The 15,853-nt window shown below is 64.2% G+C and carries 14 protein-coding genes and 1 pseudogene; 10 read left to right on the forward strand and 5 right to left on the reverse strand.

Annotated features, from left to right (window positions below; translation table 11 throughout):
- Positions 1 to 122 precede the first annotated feature (122 nt).
- Entirely contained in the window at positions 123 to 878 is a 756-nt protein-coding gene (locus PP1Y_RS01580; protein WP_013836355.1) for a FadR/GntR family transcriptional regulator, read from the reverse strand.
- A gap of 112 nt (positions 879 to 990) precedes the next feature.
- Here PP1Y_RS01580 and PP1Y_RS01585 point away from each other — a divergent pair, with 112 nt between their 5' ends.
- The 8 genes and pseudogenes from PP1Y_RS01585 to PP1Y_RS01620 all read left to right on the forward strand — a co-directional run bounded on the left by PP1Y_RS01585 (position 991) and on the right by PP1Y_RS01620 (position 11,705).
- A complete protein-coding gene (locus PP1Y_RS01585) occupies positions 991 to 2,520 on the forward strand; it encodes an aldehyde dehydrogenase (NADP(+)) (RefSeq protein WP_013836356.1) in 1,530 nt (509 codons plus the stop codon).
- Between the two features lie 65 nt (positions 2,521 to 2,585).
- On the forward strand, positions 2,586 to 3,581 hold the full coding sequence (araD1, locus tag PP1Y_RS01590; protein WP_013836357.1) for an AraD1 family protein: 996 nt from the start codon (positions 2,586 to 2,588) through the stop codon (positions 3,579 to 3,581).
- Between the two features lie 3 nt (positions 3,582 to 3,584).
- Positions 3,585 to 4,511, forward strand: coding sequence for a Gfo/Idh/MocA family protein (locus PP1Y_RS01595; protein ID WP_013836358.1), 927 nt, complete (start codon positions 3,585 to 3,587; stop codon positions 4,509 to 4,511).
- 24 nt (positions 4,512 to 4,535) lie between these two features.
- Positions 4,536 to 6,101, forward strand: a pseudogene (locus PP1Y_RS01600) (alpha-N-arabinofuranosidase).
- The gene (locus PP1Y_RS01605; protein WP_013836361.1) at positions 6,098 to 6,988 is read left to right on the forward strand and encodes a 2-dehydro-3-deoxygalactonokinase; all 891 of its coding nucleotides are present in this window, start codon (positions 6,098 to 6,100) and stop codon (positions 6,986 to 6,988) included. The pseudogene PP1Y_RS01600 and the gene PP1Y_RS01605 overlap by 4 nt, the downstream one beginning before the upstream one ends.
- Positions 6,985 to 7,617: a 2-dehydro-3-deoxy-6-phosphogalactonate aldolase gene (locus tag PP1Y_RS01610; protein ID WP_013836362.1), complete on the forward strand. Its 633-nt coding sequence runs from the start codon at positions 6,985 to 6,987 to the stop codon at positions 7,615 to 7,617. The genes PP1Y_RS01605 and PP1Y_RS01610 overlap by 4 nt, the downstream gene beginning before the upstream one ends.
- 432 nt (positions 7,618 to 8,049) lie before the next feature.
- The gene (locus PP1Y_RS01615) at positions 8,050 to 10,422 is read left to right on the forward strand and encodes a TonB-dependent siderophore receptor (RefSeq protein WP_013836363.1); all 2,373 of its coding nucleotides are present in this window, start codon (positions 8,050 to 8,052) and stop codon (positions 10,420 to 10,422) included.
- Positions 10,422 to 11,705, forward strand: a complete 1,284-nt coding sequence (locus tag PP1Y_RS01620; RefSeq protein ID WP_013836364.1) for an aminotransferase class V-fold PLP-dependent enzyme — start codon at positions 10,422 to 10,424, stop codon at positions 11,703 to 11,705. The genes PP1Y_RS01615 and PP1Y_RS01620 overlap by 1 nt, the downstream gene beginning before the upstream one ends.
- 118 nt (positions 11,706 to 11,823) lie before the next feature.
- On the opposite strand, the gene PP1Y_RS01625 is transcribed toward PP1Y_RS01620, so the two are convergent.
- The 4 genes from PP1Y_RS01625 to PP1Y_RS01640 all read right to left on the reverse strand — a co-directional run bounded on the left by PP1Y_RS01625 (position 11,824) and on the right by PP1Y_RS01640 (position 14,374).
- Positions 11,824 to 12,312 (reverse strand): hypothetical protein, encoded by a 489-nt coding sequence (locus PP1Y_RS01625; RefSeq protein WP_013836365.1) that lies wholly within the window; start codon positions 12,310 to 12,312, stop codon positions 11,824 to 11,826.
- Positions 12,313 to 12,447: 135 nt separating this feature from the next.
- The gene (locus PP1Y_RS01630) at positions 12,448 to 13,167 is read right to left on the reverse strand and encodes an RES family NAD+ phosphorylase (RefSeq protein WP_013836366.1); all 720 of its coding nucleotides are present in this window, start codon (positions 13,165 to 13,167) and stop codon (positions 12,448 to 12,450) included.
- Positions 13,164 to 13,577 carry an MbcA/ParS/Xre antitoxin family protein gene (locus PP1Y_RS01635; protein ID WP_013836367.1) on the reverse strand — a complete coding sequence of 138 codons (414 nt, stop codon included), beginning with the start codon at positions 13,575 to 13,577 and terminating at the stop codon, positions 13,164 to 13,166. The genes PP1Y_RS01630 and PP1Y_RS01635 overlap by 4 nt, the downstream gene beginning before the upstream one ends.
- Positions 13,578 to 13,744: 167 nt before the next feature.
- Complete coding sequence (locus PP1Y_RS01640) at positions 13,745 to 14,374, reverse strand: TetR/AcrR family transcriptional regulator (protein WP_232512302.1); 630 nt, start codon at positions 14,372 to 14,374, stop codon at positions 13,745 to 13,747.
- A gap of 147 nt (positions 14,375 to 14,521) precedes the next feature.
- Here PP1Y_RS01640 and PP1Y_RS01645 point away from each other — a divergent pair, with 147 nt between their 5' ends.
- The gene (locus PP1Y_RS01645) at positions 14,522 to 15,454 is read left to right on the forward strand and encodes a sugar phosphate isomerase/epimerase (protein WP_013836369.1); all 933 of its coding nucleotides are present in this window, start codon (positions 14,522 to 14,524) and stop codon (positions 15,452 to 15,454) included.
- Positions 15,447 to 15,851: a DUF6379 domain-containing protein gene (locus PP1Y_RS01650; RefSeq protein WP_013836370.1), complete on the forward strand. Its 405-nt coding sequence runs from the start codon at positions 15,447 to 15,449 to the stop codon at positions 15,849 to 15,851. Before PP1Y_RS01645 ends, PP1Y_RS01650 begins: the two co-directional genes overlap by 8 nt.
- The last annotated feature ends 2 nt before the right edge of the window (positions 15,852 to 15,853 follow it).

The raw sequence follows: 15,853 nt of genomic DNA on the forward strand, positions 1-15,853 counted from the left end.
AGCGGCCAGGGACATTCCTCCTGAGCAAAAGGGACCGGATTGCACGCAGGGCCGGTGACCATGTCATCGGCCCTGTGCCTGTGTCGATGCAGGGAAGGATCGGCGCGCGGCCCTCGCCGTCGTCAGGGACGCATTGCGCTGCGGGTATCGTCCAGCGCCAGCTCGACCAGGACGTTCATCGCTTCGGCGGCGGCATCGCCGTCCCCGGCGGCAATCGCCTCATAGACCTTGGTGTGATCGGGTATCGGACTGCGCGGCAGCGCGCGCGCGCGCAACTTGAACTGCGTCGTCCAATTGACCGCCGCTCCGATGCTGGCACTCAGGACCATGAGCGCCTGATTGCCGGTGGCGTGCAGGATCGCTGCATGGAAATCCCTGTCGGCCGCACGCCCCGCCTCGGTCGTGAGCGTATGGCTGCGCATTTCCGCCAGGGCGGTTTTCATGGCCTTGAGGTCGGCCTTGTCGCGCCGCTTCGCCGCCAGGCGGGCTGCCGCCGGTTCGACGATGGCGCGCAGCTCGAACAGGCTGCGTACGAACTCGATGTCCGGTTCGCCGGCAAAGGCCCAACCCAGCACTTCGGGATCGAGCAGGTTCCAGCGCTCGCGCGGAAGCACGCGCGTTCCCGCCTTGGGCCGGCTTGCCACCAGCCCCTTGGCGGTAAGCACCTGGATCGCTTCGCGATAGGCGCTGCGGGAAACCTGGAGCTCCTCGGCAAAGGCGACTTCACCGGACAGAACATCGCCAGGCGCATATTTGCCCGACAAGATGTCCGTCCCCAGCTTATGCGCAATCGCACCGTGCAGACGCCGACCCGGACCACGGGGTTCCTCGCCAGGCCTTGCAGCATCCTTTTCCTTGCTCAGTTCAGCATCCGTCACGATTTTCCTTACCTCCGCAAGCGACCCTATCAGCCCTCCTGCAAGGAAGGAACGACAAACATTGCGTTTATCGCCAGCACGGAATATGTCGGAGTAAATAGGGAGACCCCGAATGACAGATTTCCGATCCGTAGCGGCTGAAACCGGTCAGCCCCATGGCGAGCCCTTCAACGTCGATGGTCCTGCACAAGTTGCGCAGGCCTGCGACAGGGCCGACGCCGCCTTCGATGCCTATCGCGCCACGAGCCGTGAAGAACGGGCCGCCTTCCTCGAACGAATCGCCCAGGAGATCCTCGCCATCGGCGATTCGCTGATCGAGGCCGCGATGACCGAGAGCGGCCTGCCCCGTGCACGCCTCGAAGGCGAACGCGGCCGTACCGTCGGGCAGCTTCGCATGTTCGCCGACGTCGTGCGCAAGGGCCTCTGGCAACAGCTGCGCATCGATCCCGCCATGCCCGAGCGTCAGCCCCTGCCGCGGCCGGACCTGCGCCTGCGCATGATCCCGGTTGGGCCCGTCGCCGTATTCGGAGCCTCGAACTTTCCGCTCGCCTTCTCGACTGCCGGAGGCGACACGGCCTCGGCGCTGGCAGCCGGCTGCCCGGTCGTCGTGAAGGGACACCCGGCCCACCCGATCACCGGTGGACTGGTCGCACAGGCGATCACCAGGGCTGTTGCTGCCTGCGGACTTCCGGAAGGTGTCTTCCAGCACCTCGTCGGCCCCTCGAACGACTTGGGCGCCGCGCTCGTCAGCGATCCGCGCATCATGGCGGTCGGCTTCACCGGCTCGCGCAGCGGCGGCCTGGCCCTCGCCCGCATCGCCCAGGCCCGCGAAGTGCCGATCCCGGTCTATGCCGAGATGTCGAGCATCAATCCGGTCCTGCTCCTGCCTGAAGCGCTCAAGGCGCGCGGCGAGGCACTGGGCACGGCCTTCGTCGCTTCGCTGACGATGGGCGCAGGCCAGTTCTGCACCAATCCCGGTCTCATCCTGGCCATCGCGGGCGAAGGCCTCGACGCCTTCATGGCGGCCGCCACGGGCAGCGTATCTCAGGCAAAGCCGCAGACGATGCTGACCGCTGGCATTCGCGAGGCCTATGCCAAGGGCGTCGAGACGCTTTCAGGTTGTCCGGGCGTCGAGACGCTGGCGCGCGGGGAAGACGGCGATCGCACCCACGGCGGGGCCGTCCTGTTCCAGACCACCGGCGAGGCGTTCCTCGCCGACAAGGCCATGGGCCACGAGGTCTTCGGCGCCTCCTCCATTATCGTGCGCTGCAAGGACGAAGCCGAACTCGCCAAGGTACTCGCCGGACTGGAAGGCCAGCTTACTGCCACGCTGCACATGGACGCCGCCGACGAGGACCTGGCCGCGCGCCTCCTGCCGGTGCTGGAGCGCAAGGTCGGCCGGATCCTTGCCAATGGCTGGCCGACGGGCGTCGAAGTGTGCCACGCGATGGTCCACGGCGGCCCCTTCCCGGCCACGTCCGACCCGCGCACCACGTCGGTGGGCAGCCTTGCCATCGACCGCTTCCTGCGCCCGGTCAGCTACCAGAACCTCTCCCAGGACGTTCTGCCCGCCGAACTGCGCGACAGCGCCATGGGCGACGGCGCCCCGCGCCTGATCGACGGCACCCTCAAGCTCGATTGACCACCACCACCTTCTGCCCGGCGCGCGCCGATGAATGAGCGCGCGCCGCGGCCCGGGAGAGAATCATGACTTTTCTTCGCCTGCTCCAGCATCGCGCGGTCGACGGTTCGCGATCCGTCATTCTTGCCGAAGGCAACACCGCCCATTTTCTTGAGGGCGTCACCTCGGTGCGCGAACTGGCGCTGCGCGCGATCGCTGCGGGCGACACGCTGGCCGATACCGCTAAGGCATGCGGGCAAGGCCCCGCCGTCGACATCCGCGCCGAGTTCGACGCGAGCCGCCTGATCGCGCCGATCGACCACGAAGACCCGGCGCACCTGATCCTTTCGGGCACCGGCCTGACCCATCTCGGTTCGGCGGAAGGCCGCGACAAGATGCACCGCGAGGCCATGGCCAGCCAGGCGCAGACCGATTCCATGCGCATGTTCCTCGAAGGCCTGGAAGGCGGAAAGCCCGCACCGGGCGAAGTCGGCCAGCAACCCGAATGGTTCTACAAGGGCGACGGCTCGCAGCTCGTCGGCCCGAACGATCCGCTGCTCATGCCCGCCTTCGCCAAGGACGGCAGCGAGGAACCGGAAGTCGCCGGCATCTACATCGTCGGCGAGGACGGCGCGCCCTATCGCATCGGCTTCGCGCTCGCCAACGAGTATTCCGATCATGTGACCGAGCGGCACAACTACCTCTGGCTCGCCCATTCCAAGCTGCGCCAGGCCGCCCTGGGAGCGGAACTGCTACTGGGAACCCCGCCCACGGGGATCGAGGGCACGAGCCGTATCCTGCGGAACGGAAAGACGCTTTGGGAAAAGCCGTTCCTGTCCGGCGAGGCCAACATGTCGCACACCATCGCCAACCTCGAACACCACCACTTCAAGTACGACCTGTTCTGCCGCCCCGGCGATGTCCACGTCCACTTCTTCGGCACCGCGACCCTGTCCTTCAGCGACGGCGTGACGACGCAGGAAGGCGACGTCTTCGAGATCTCGGCGTCCCCCTTCACGCTGCCGGTATCCAATCCGCTCGTACGCGCCCGGGAGCGCGCCGTTACGGTCAGGACGCTCTGAACCATGGACCCGATCCGCATTGCCGTCGTCGGCCTAGGCAAGATCGCCCGGGACCAGCATCTGCCGGCCATCGCCGGGAACGCCGCCTTCAGCCTCGCCGCAACCGTCAGCCCCGATGATCCCGGGTTGGACGGCATTGCCCACTTTGCCGGCCTCGAGGAACTGCTGGAGCACGGCCCGGCCATCGACGCCGTCTCGCTGTGCACTCCGCCGCAGGTCCGCTACGACCTCGCCGCGCTGGCGCTGAAGCGCGGCGCCCACGTCTTCCTCGAAAAGCCCCCGGGCGCAACGCTCAGCGAAGTCGTCGCCTTGCGCGAGCGCGCCGACAAGGTCGGCGTCTCCCTGTTCGCGGCATGGCATTCGCGCTTCGCCGCAGGCGTCGCACCGGCGCGCGCATGGCTCGCCGAGCGAAGGATCGATACCGTATCCATCGTCTGGCGCGAGGACGTTCGCGTCTGGCATCCCGGGCAGGCGTGGATCTGGGAACCCGGCGGGCTGGGCGTGTTCGACCCAGGCATCAACGCCCTGTCCATATTGACCCATATCCTGCCGCGCCCGGTCTTCCTCAAGACCGCCACGCTCAGCATACCCGAAAACCGCGCAGCCCCGATTGCAGCAGACCTGAACTTGCGCGACACGGCAGGCGCTCACATCCACATGGACCTCGACTGGCGCCAGACCGGCCCGCAAAGCTGGGACATCGTCGTCGAAACCGACGCCGGAACGCTCAAGCTCTCCAGCGGCGGCGCGGTGCTGGCCCTGCCCAACGGCACCGAACACAACGAGGACCTGGAATATCCCGGCCTCTACGCTCGCTTCGCGAACCTCATCCGCGGCGGACGCAGCGACGTGGATCTCGATCCCCTGCGCCTCGTTGCCGACGCCTTCCTGCGCGGCAAACGCGAATCCGTAGAACCGTTTCACGACTGATTCCCAAAGGGAGGAGAGAACACGATGCTGAAGGCCCTTCGCCATGCGACGAAGCTGCTGTTGCTGGGCGCGACTGCGCTTGCCGGCGTCGCCCAGGCCGATACCGGCGGGAAGTCGACGACGGCGACCATCCATGCCGATACGCCTGGCCCGGTCTACAACAAGGATATCTTCACTCAGTTCGCCGAACACCTGGGCAACGGGATCTACGGAGGCCTGTGGGTGGGCAAGGACAGCAAGATCCCCAATACCAACGGCTTTCGCAACGATGTGGTAAGCGCCCTTCGCGACCTCTCGGTGCCCGTGATCCGCTGGCCGGGTGGATGCTTTGCCGACTAATATCACTGGCGCGAAGGCATCGGCCCGCAGAACGAACGCCCGGTCAAGGTCAATACCCATTGGGGCGGCGTAACCGAGCCCAACAGCGTAGGCACGCACGAGTTCTTCGAGCTTGTGCGCCAAGTGGGCGCGCAGGCCTACGTGGCCGGCAATGTGGGCAACGGTTCGCCGCGCGAGATGGCTGAATGGGTCGAGTACATGACCGCCCCCGCAGGCAGCCTTGCCGACGAACGTGCCAGGAACGGCCACAAGGAACCCTGGGCGGTTCCCTATTTCGGCGTGGGCAATGAGCTGTGGGGCTGCGGCGGCAATATGCGCGCGGAATACGCCGCCGACGTGACGCGCCGCTATGCCACCTTCATCAAGGCCCCTGCCGGGACCAGCATCCTTAAGGTGGCCGCAGGCGCGAATGGCGACGACTACGACTGGACCGAGACGCTGATGCGCGACGCCGCACAAACGCTCGATGGCCTGTCCTTGCACTACTACGTGCTGCCCGATGGCGGCTGGCCGCCGCGCGCGCCTGCTGTCGGTTTCGACGAAAGCGCCTGGGCCGACACCCTGCATGAAGCCTGGCGAATGGACGAGCTCATCACCAAACACAGCGCCATCATGGACAAGTACGATCCGGAAAAGCGCATGTTCCTGGCCGTCGATGAATGGGGGGCATGGTACGCGCAGGACCCGGGAACCCATCCCGGCTTCCTGCGCCAGCAGAACACCCTGCGCGATGCGCTGATCGCCGCGATCAACCTCGACATCTTCGCCAAGCACGCAGACCGCGTGCGCATGACCGCCATTGCCCAGATGGTCAACGTGCTGCAGGCAATGATCCTGACCGATGGCGACAAGATGGTCCTGACGCCGACGTACCACGTGTTCGAGATGTACAAGCCCTGGCAGGACGCCACCGTGCTGCCGATCGATATCGACACCCCCACTTACGCCAAGGGCAAGTACACCTTGCCCGCCGTGAGCGGATCGGCGGTCAAGGCAAAGGACGGCAAGATCCACATCGGTCTTTCCAATGCCGACCCCAATCAGTCGAATACCGTGACGATTGCACTCGAAGGCGTAAACGCGAAGCGGGTGTCGGGCCGCGTCCTCACAGCCGCGAAGATCGATGCGCACAATACCTTCGATGCCCCGCAGGCAGTAAGGCCCGCATCCTTCCATGGAGCGAGCATCAAGGGCGGCAAACTCATCGTTACCTTGCCGGCCAAGTCGGTCGTCGTGCTCGATCTACAATGAGCGAGGCCTACGTTCTTGGCGACTGGGGAACCAGTCGCCTGCGGCTCTACCGAATGAGCGGCGCGGACCCGACTGCAAGGCTCAACGGCCCCGGAACGGGCGCGCTGGAAATCAGCGCCGAGAGCGTGTTGGCCGAGAGGCTGGAGGTCTGGCTTGGCGAAGGCCGTCTGGCAGACGTCACCCTGTGCGGCATGGCCGGGGCACCCGGGGCACTTCTGCCCGCAGGCTATGCCCCATGTCCCGCGGATGCGAACTCATGGTTGGCCTCACGCGCGACCACGCAAGTCGCGGGCGTGAATGTTGCGGTTCTGCCGGGCCTGAGTTGCCGCACCGAAGCCGGGGTGCCGGAAGTCATGCGCGGCGAGGAAACCCAGGTCTTCGGCGCACTCGTGCTGGAGCCGTCTCTCGCCCAAGGTGAAAACATCGTCGTGCTGCCGGGCACGCACAGCAAGTGGGTCCGGCTGCGTAACGGGTCCATTACCGGATTTCGAACCCATCCTACCGGCGAGCTCTTTGCGCTGCTGGCCGGCCAGTCGACCTTGACCGGGCCCGACATGCCCGGCGACGGCACTTTCCAAGACGGCTTCGCACGCGGTCTGGTGCGGTCGCACGAGCCGTTCACTTCGGCCCTTTTCGAGGCACGAGCAGCGCGCATGCTCGACGGCAAGTCGAAAGACTGGTCGCGCGGCTACCTCTCCGGCCTGCTGATCGGTGGCGAGGTCAGGGCCGAGGCCGGGGCGGGATCGGACATCGTCCTGATCGGCGACCCATCGCTGTGCAAGCTTTATGAGAACGGCCTGCTCAGATTGGGCTGCAAGGCCACGCGCATCGACGGCGATGCAGCGGTTGTGGCCGGGCTGCGACTTGCAAGAGGACCCAAGTCATGAAGATCGAAGACGCCCTGGCAACTGGAGCCCCGCCCATCGCCGCCATCCTGCGCGGCATCAGGCCGCCCGAGGCAGTCGCGGTCGGAAATGCGCTGATCGAGGCGGGCATCCGCATCATCGAAGTGCCGTTCAATTCGCCCGATCCAGCGGCCTCGATCGCGGCCATGGCCGATGCGCTTGGCGACCGCGCCGCGATCGGCGGCGGCACGGTGATTTCCGCCGCCCTGGCGGAAACCCTTGGCGGCGCGGGCGGAGCCTTCATGGTGTCGCCCAACGTCGATCCCGCCGTCATCGCCCGCTCGATCGCATTGGGCATGGACGTGCTTCCGGGTTTCCTCACGCCAACCGAGGCCTTTGCCGCCATCGATGCCGGGGCACGGGACCTGAAGCTCTTTCCCGGCTCTTCGCTGGGCAGCGGCTATATCAAGGCCATCGGTGAAGTCCTGCCCAAGCACGTGCGCATCTGGGCCGTAGGCGGCGTGGGACCGGCAAATCTGGCCGAATACCGGGCCGCCGGCTGTTTCGGTATCGGCGTGGGAAGCAGTCTCTACAAGCCAGGATTCGATGCCGACACCGTCGGTGCAAAGGCGCGCGAGATCGTCGCTGCCTGGCACGCTGCGAGCGCCTGATCAAGGCTAAGACGTCTCTCATCCTGGCTGGGCGCTTGGCCTGTGCGCCGGTGTCGCCAGTGCCGAGGCGCAACGGACGCCGCAGAACCACGACAGCGCCTCGCTCACCTTCAATGCGCAGCATTCAGGCGATCTGACGGCACACGATCCGGTGATCATCCGCGAAGGCGACACCTACTATGTGTGACCTGACTGTTACCTGTCGCAGTCGCCCTGACATGAACACCACGGGCCTGCCCACAATGGACCCACTCCATTTTGCAGGTCTTCGTCTTCGCGAACACGAGCGCTCCTTCCCGCAATGGTTGCTGACTACCGGCCCGGCACTGACACACGACTGTAATCGATTTCACCCTGTAGCGTCATCTTTCGCAGCTAGTGCGCCCGAACTTCGGCGGCACGGTCGCACGCCGGCAAGTAGCAGGGATTTCGATGAAGAACTTAATCACGGTAAGCTGGATCGCGCTTGCGTTCATGGGCGTGCCGGCCATGGCCCAGACAGCCACAGCCGAGGCTGTAACCTCGAGCCAATCGGACGCCATAGTCGTTACCGGCACCCGCGAACGCTCGCGCACCATCTTCGAGACACTCGCCCCGATTGATTCGCTGAGCCAGGATGCCGTGCGTTCAAGCGTTTCGGGCGATCTGAACGACACCCTTGCCCAGTTGCTGCCATCCTACAATATCCAGCGCCTTCCGGCCGCGGACGGCCAGGCCTTTGTGCGTCCGGCTACCCTGCGCGGGCTTTCCGCCGACCAGACGCTCGTCCTCTTGAATGGCAAGCGCTACCATCGCTCGGCGCTGCTCGGCACGCGCGGGGCCCAGGCCGCCGATCTCGCCAGCATTCCCTCACTGGCGATCAAGCGCATCGAGGTACTTCGCGACGGTGCAGCGGCGCAGTATGGTTCGGATGCGATTGCCGGCGTCATCAACATCATCCTCGAAGACGAGCCGGGCATGAGCGCGTATTCGCAGTTCTCGCAATACTATGAGGGCGATGGCAACGAGTACCAGGTCGGCGCGCGGGGCGGCATCGCGCTCGGCGACAGGGGCAGCATTGTCCTTACCGGCCAGTACGACCACGCCGAGGCAACCTCGCGCACCCGCCAGCGCGCCGATGCCGAAGCGTTGCAAGAAGCTAACCCCGATCTTGACGTGCCCAATCCCGTCCAGCGCTGGGGCCAGCCAGACGAGGAGCGCATTCATGGCTCACTCGATGCACGCTACGAATTTTCCGAGGCGATCGAAGTCTATGGCTTCGTCACGGCGCAGGACGGCGACGGCGTAACCGACTTCAACTGGCGCAATCCCACTGCGACAGCCAGCGTCTTCAAGGACACCGCGGCCTTTCCCGGGTTCAACTTCGCCCAGTGGTACCCGGCCGGTTTCACGCCGCGCTTTTCCACCCGGTACAGCGACATCCAGACCTCTGCCGGACTGCGCGGCGAGATTGCCCCTGCCTTCACTTATGACCTGAGCGGGTCATATGGCCGCAGCACGATCGAATACGGCATGACCGAAAGCCTCAACGCCTCGATGGGGCCGGACAGCCCGACCAGCTTCTACATCGGCAAGCTGGAACAGCGTGAGTTCAACCTCAATGCTGACTTCGTCTATCGCCTCGATGTCGGCTCGACCGAACCGATCAACGTTGCCTTCGGCGCGGAACGCCGCCGGGAGACCTATGAGGTCGGCCAGGGTGACGACGCGTCGTGGACCATCGGCCAGGGCGCAGCCGAAGGCCTCGCTTCCAGCTCGAACGGCTATCCCGGCTTCGGACCGGATCGGGTCGGCACCTGGCACCAGACAAGCTACGCCGGTTACCTCGATCTCGAATGGCGGCCTGTCGACATGCTGACCCTGGGTGCGGCAGGGCGATACGAGGATTTCTCCTCATTCGGCGACACCTTCAACTACAAGCTGTCGGCCCGCGTGGACCCGATCGAGGGTCTAGGCATCCGGGCGACCTGGTCGACCGGCTTCCGCGCGCCCACACCGGCCCAGCTCAATACCCGCGCCACCACGCAGGGTCTAGATACGACAACGATGACGATCTACACGCAAGGTCGCCTTTCGCCATCCGATCCTCTGGCGATTGCGCTGGGAGCCAGGCCCCTGACGCCCGAGAAATCGCGCTCCTTGACTGGCGGGGTGACCTTCCAGACCGGCTTCGGCCTGTCAGGCAGCGTCGATCTCTACCAGATAAAGCTCATGGACCGTTTCAGCCAGTCGGCCACGTTCGCCGTGCCTGCGGACTACAACAACGTCGAGGGCTATTCAGCCATCAGTTACTTCACCAACGATTTCGACACCCGCACCCGCGGCATCGATGCCGTATTGTCCTATGTCACGCAGCTTGGCGCGGGACGTCTGAAGGCCAATCTCGCCTACAACTACAATGAGACGAAGGTGACTTCGGGCACCAGCGCGGCGATTTCCAATGAAACCCAGCGGGTCCGTTTCGAGAACGCTCTGCCCCACCACAACGGCACCGCTTCGCTGGGATATGACGTGGCGGGCTTCGAAGTCCTCGCCCGGGCGCGCTACTACGGTCCCTGGACCGATGTCTCGGGGAATGCGACCGGCGAGATCTTCCAGAAGTTCGGATCGATGGTCCTGTTCGACCTGTCGGCCGCCTACACGTTCAATGAACACTTTTCGCTGCGGGTCGGGGCGGAGAACATCTTCGATTCCTATCCTGACGAGGCGACGTTTCAGGCAGTTCGCGGCCTGATATATTCGCGCAACGCGCCCTACGACACCGATGGCGGCCAGTACTACGTCCGCCTGGGAGTGAACTTCTGATGATCGACACCCGCACACCCCGCCGCACTGTCCTCAAGGGCGCACTTGGCTTTGCGTCGCTTACGGTCGGAACGAAAGGGGTGGCGGGTGCCGTTCAACCGCATCTCCCGGTCGAAACCGGCGACGAGGAGGCTTTCTGGCAGGCCATCGCGGGGCAGTACGACGTCACGCGCGAGGTCGTTCAGGTGGAAAACGGGAATTGGGGCATGATGCCCCGGCCCGTTTTCACGGCCTACCAGGAACACCTCGCGCGCGTGAATCGCGATACCAGCTACTATTCGCGCCGGGGCTTCGGCCGCGATGCAATGGCGGTCCGCGAGGAGATCGCCGATGCGCTGGGGGTTCAGCCCGACGAGATCGCCTTTACGCGCAATGCCACCGAGGCCCTCAAGGCGCTCATTCTAGGCTACAATCAGCTCAAGCCGGGCGAGGCGGTGCTCTATTCCGACCTCGATTACGATTCCATGCAGGCTTCGATGGATAGCCTCGCCGCGCGGTGCAAAGCCCGCGTGGTTCGCATCGCTTTGCCCGAACCGGCAAGCCATCAAGGCCTTCTCGCGGCCTACACGCAGGCTCTGGACGAGAATCCGCAGGTCAGGTTGCTGCTGCTTACCCGTATCGGACACCGCACGGGCCTGGCTGTGCCGGTGCGCGAAATCGCTGCCATGGCCCGCGCCCGCGGGGTCGACACGATCGTCGATGCAGCGCACTCATGGTACCAGATCGATGGCGACATCGCCGCGATGGATTGCGACTTCGTAGGGGTAAACGGCCACAAGTGGCTCGGCGCCCCGCTCGGCCTCGGCGTGATCCACATTCGCCGGGGCGCCCTGCACAAGATCGATCCGGACCCCGCCGAGAAAGGCGATGCCGGTGTGTTCAGCCGCGTCCACACCGGAACCATGGACATCTCCGCCTTGCTGACCGCACCTGACGCCCTCGCCTTTCATGCCCGGATCGGATCGGAGCGCCGGACCCGGCGCCTGCGCGCGTTGCGCAGCCGATGGGTGGACCAGGCGCGAACTATCGCCAATGTGCAGATCCTGACACCCGAAGACCCGGAGCTGTCCGCTTCGATCACTTCGTTCCGGCTCAAAGGCCGCACCAGTGTGCAGGCCAACAAGGCCCTCGCGAAGCAGTTGCTCGACCGACACGGGATCTTCACCGTCCACCGCGACGGCGTCGCTTCGGGAGCTTGTGTGCGGATCACTCCCGCGCTGTTCAATTCCATGGCGGAAATGGACAAGGTTGCTGCCGCCATCGCCGCGATCGCATCGAACTGATCTATTGGCTTCTGCCCGGGAAGCCGGCAATTCGCCACGAGACGCACGGCCGGATTACGCCCTGACCCGGACGGACTTCCTGCCGAACCTGCGTTGGTTCCCACTGCCCATAGCAGGCTTACATCTGGGGACGGCAGGGCTTCCCGTCGTACTGATGCCGGTTCAGGACGTAGGCCTTGCCGTTCCAGCGCTCTACCGGAAAACAGAAGCCCGGACCGCCGATTTCGATATCCGGCCAGCCACCCACGCCCCTGGTGGCGAGGAATGTCGGGATTCCGGTCCCGCCGGTGATGTTCTTCCAGCTGCCGTCGGCCTGCTTGCTGACGATCGTGTAGCCGGTTCCCGTCATGCCGAAGCAATAGGTGCCGCCTTCGGTGATCACCGCTTCGGGTCGTCCATCGCCGTTGAGATCGCGCACGGTGTCGATTTGTCCGGGCGAATAACTGGGCGTGCCGGGATCGCCGCAAGCTGACCATTGACCGCCCTGAAGCGTGAAACCGGCAGCGCGAAAAGCGGCGGCGCGGTCCTTCGCCGTCAAGTTCGCCTGGGCCAGCACCGGGGATGCAAGCAAGGCCAGGGACACAACGAGAGCGCAACGAAGCCGCATGTCATCCTCCACGAACGCTGCACTGTGCCCATAGCACGCTGACGCATGCGAGCAGAAGCGCTTCTCTATGGGTAGCGACCGACGCGACCCGCTTAGCCGGAGAGCATCGAAAAGCACCAGTGCCGAAGAGCTGCCTCAATCGGAATGCACGACGCGGAACACCGCGCCGGATCCGGCGTCGCGCACCAGGTCGACGCCGGTGCCGTCCCAATGATAGTCGAGATGACGGCCCTGAACGGGCTCGAAAGCGCCATCGGGGTAGAACAGGGCAGCGCATTGTCCGCCGCGATGCCGGATACTGGGATAGACGATGCCATCGGAACCAGCGGCCCTGAGCGTGGCCGCGAGGGCTTGCGACGCGGCATAACTGTCGGGATCGAGCGCGCGTTTGTCTGCGGCGCTGTCCCTCATGTCATGCAAGTCGGCGCCGACCGACAGGACGATCTCCCGGAACTGCGAGGTCCAGCCCGGCGCTTCGGCCGTGCGGGCCATGAAGCGGGCATGGTGATGGATCGTCTCGAACAGCGCTGTTTCGAACCCATTGCCGACATAGAGTACGCCGTAGCTGCCATCGGTAAAGCGACTGGGCCGGTCGGTGCTGACGTGGGTGAAGGGTGCCATCAGGTAGGACGCGCCGTTTCCGCCGACCCGGCGTTCGACCGGCACCAGATCGAGATTGCCGATCGTCGTCATGATGCGCGGATTGGTCTTCTGCTCCGCCGAGATCAGCAGCGGCCAGTCTGCAGGGTCGGCAATATCCTCGAACAGATCGATCGGCGGGTAGGTACTGCGGATGATCCGGACCGCATCTTTCCACTCGACCCGGCTAACCTGCAGAGCCTCGGGCCCGGTCACCAGGCGCCGCGTTCGGCATCGAGATAGCGGCGCACCCGCATGAGATCGGTCAGCTCTCCGCCAAGCATGATATCGAGCGCACTCGCACCGGCAAAAGCGGCGTTGTCCGCCTTGATCCAGGCATAACCGCGCCGGGCTTCGGAAAAGATGATTCGCAGCGCTTTGTGTATCCCCATCAGGTTCGAAAGCCGTGCCGCCCCGTCGCGCGAGATGCGTCCGGGCCCTTCGGCCTTCCAGCGCCGATAAGTGCGTACGGGCATGTCGAGCAGCGTCGCTGCCTGCTCGTCGGTCAGGTCCCATCTGGCGAACAGGTTCAACACGGCACGGAACATCGCCGCGGCCTCGTTCTGGGTCACCGGGTCGGGCCGGAAGACCCCGGGGGCTGTATCAATGGGTTCCAGAGCCAGCATGGCAGTTCTCCATATGGCACCATATAGTCGATTCTATGCCAAATGGCAATATTGCAGGCGCCTGGCTTCAGCGCTCTCAGGTTTTGCCCTCACAAGACTGAAGGATCTTGTTCAAACCGAGCCTGTCGATCGCCGTGGCGAAGGACTGCACCGGCGAGTGAAGCCGTTCAGCTATCCAACAATCTCAGAGCCTGCCCCACCAGAGCTTCCGCGAGCTCTTCACGATCCGGCTCAGGTTCCGGCGTGCGAATCATCGAGCGGTTGGTCTGCAATGCAAAGCCGAACACCGCACACCATAACGTTGCGCAGCGAATGCTGCGTTCCCGGTCCGAAAGATCGGGCGCCACGGCCATCATGAGCTCATGCAGGCGCCGAAATCCGAGATCCTGCACTTCCTGGATCTCTGGCGCGAGCCCCTCGCGCACAAGCTCGCTTTCGTACATCAGGGCAAAGATGCGCCGGTTGCCGGAAGCAAAACGCAGGAAATTCAGCAACTGGCCACGCAGGTTTTCGCGCGGATCAGTGTTGTCCACGCCTATGTGCGCATCCGCGAACATGGAGTGGTAACCGTCGACAGCCACTGCCAGCAGAAGGGCGCGCCGATCCGGAAAATGGTGGTAGGGCGCAGCGGAACTGACCCCGATCTCTTCAGCAAGGCGCCGCATCGACAGGTTTTCGTAGCCTTCGCGCACGATGAAGGCCTTGGCCGCATCCAGCAGCTCCTGCCGCAAATCTTCGCGGTGGTACGGTTTGCCTCTTCTTTTTCCGGGCGTTCGCTTCGTTGCCATGTTGCTCATGTGCGGCGTTACGTACCCGTTAGCAAGCCTGAAGACACTTATAACTAGCACCGCTTAATTTATGGCTTGCGGACCAAATTAACATCGCTTAAATGGTGGCCAACTAAGCGGTGATTAAAACAATTCCGCATCAGGGGGAGAATACCTGTGACAGGCTTCCGGTACGGCGTTTCACTGTACAGCTATACCGACGACTTCGGCACCGTCATGACGCTGGACGACGCGTTCGATCATGTGGCGGACACCGGGGCGACGGGTATCGAGATCCTGGGCGAGACGAGCGTGCCGCTCTATCCCGAACCGCCTGCCGCATGGCTCGACCACTGGTTCGCACAGCTCGATCGCTACAAACTCGAGCCGACCAACTTTGCCTGCTGGGTCGACACGCGCATCCAGATCGACCGCAACATGAACGTCGAGGAAGGCGCCGCCCAGATCGCTCAGGACCTGCGCCTGGCCCACCGCCTCGGCTTCAAGTTCATCCGCCCCAAGTTCGGCGTGATTGACCACGAACTGACACCCGATCCGATCTGGGAAGGTGCAGTCGAGCGCAATCTCGATCTGGCGCAGCAGCTCGATCTGGTGATCCTGCCCGAGATCCATTCGCCCACCCCGATCCGCCACCCGGTGACCGACGCCTATGTCAACTTCATCGAGCGCACGGGGACGCAGCACTTCGGCCTGATGATCGATACCGGCATTTTCCAGGATCGTCCGATCGACAAATGGGGCGGAGGCGAGACCGATGAAATCAAGAAGGGCGCGCTGAGCTTTCTCAACGGCATCAAGGTGCCGGTCGAGCATCTCGAGGACGTGATCCAGTACGTGCCGTTCATCCAGGCCAAGTTCCACCACATCGATGAAACGCTGCACGACCACCAGATCCCGTGGGAGCGCATTGTACCGATGCTCAAGAAGCTGGGCTACTCGGGCTATCTTTCGAGCGAGTACGAGGGCGAGCGCGCGCCATGGGTGGCGATAGAGCAGGTGCGCCGCCAGCACGCACTGATCCGCCAACTCGAAGAGGAATACGATGCGTCTCATCCGGGGATGGCTCAAGGGGGGACGGCCAATGCTTGAACGCACACATATCCAAAGCACCGGTTTTCGTAACATCGGCCCCGAAGGCGCACGCACCGGTTTCGAATTGCGCATCCGTCAAGCCAACTATCGCTCGTCCCGTCTCAGCCTGATCGAAGGCGTAGACATCACGGTCGACGGGGTTCTCTACCCTGCCGCACACAACCGCTTTCGCCTCGGCGACAGGGAATACACGCGCAGCGAGCTGAACGAGGCGACCGAGACGCGGCTCTACGTCGGCGACTATTTCACAGTCGTCGTTCCCAAGGCAGGTGGGCTGACGCGCGGCGTGCATCTCGTCGGTAGCGCGATAAGCTACCGCCACCCCTATTTTCCGCCTGAATTCCAGCCCGCTATCGCGCGAAACGAGCGCCACGCAACGATTATCCTGTCCTGAAC

Origin of the sequence: Novosphingobium sp. PP1Y (assembly GCF_000253255.1) — a bacterium.
Lineage (GTDB): Bacteria > Pseudomonadota > Alphaproteobacteria > Sphingomonadales > Sphingomonadaceae > Novosphingobium.

What these genes read in the sequence shown, in the direction of transcription:
- PP1Y_RS01595 (WP_013836358.1), top strand. Translation starts at nt 3,585, where the DNA reads ATGGACCCGATCCGCATTGCCGTCGTCGGCCTAGGCAAGATCGCCCGG.
- PP1Y_RS01625 (WP_013836365.1), bottom strand. Translation starts at nt 12,312, where the DNA reads ATGCGGCTTCGTTGCGCTCTCGTTGTGTCCCTGGCCTTGCTTGCATCC.
- PP1Y_RS01615 (WP_013836363.1), top strand. Translation starts at nt 8,050, where the DNA reads ATGAAGAACTTAATCACGGTAAGCTGGATCGCGCTTGCGTTCATGGGC.
- PP1Y_RS01635 (WP_013836367.1), bottom strand. Translation starts at nt 13,577, where the DNA reads ATGCTGGCTCTGGAACCCATTGATACAGCCCCCGGGGTCTTCCGGCCC.
- PP1Y_RS01650 (WP_013836370.1), top strand. Translation starts at nt 15,447, where the DNA reads ATGCTTGAACGCACACATATCCAAAGCACCGGTTTTCGTAACATCGGC.
- PP1Y_RS01620 (WP_013836364.1), top strand. Translation starts at nt 10,422, where the DNA reads ATGATCGACACCCGCACACCCCGCCGCACTGTCCTCAAGGGCGCACTT.
- PP1Y_RS01605 (WP_013836361.1), top strand. Translation starts at nt 6,098, where the DNA reads ATGAGCGAGGCCTACGTTCTTGGCGACTGGGGAACCAGTCGCCTGCGG.
- araD1 (WP_013836357.1), top strand. Translation starts at nt 2,586, where the DNA reads ATGACTTTTCTTCGCCTGCTCCAGCATCGCGCGGTCGACGGTTCGCGA.
- PP1Y_RS01585 (WP_013836356.1), top strand. Translation starts at nt 991, where the DNA reads ATGACAGATTTCCGATCCGTAGCGGCTGAAACCGGTCAGCCCCATGGC.
- PP1Y_RS01610 (WP_013836362.1), top strand. Translation starts at nt 6,985, where the DNA reads ATGAAGATCGAAGACGCCCTGGCAACTGGAGCCCCGCCCATCGCCGCC.
- PP1Y_RS01640 (WP_232512302.1), bottom strand. Translation starts at nt 14,374, where the DNA reads ATGAGCAACATGGCAACGAAGCGAACGCCCGGAAAAAGAAGAGGCAAA.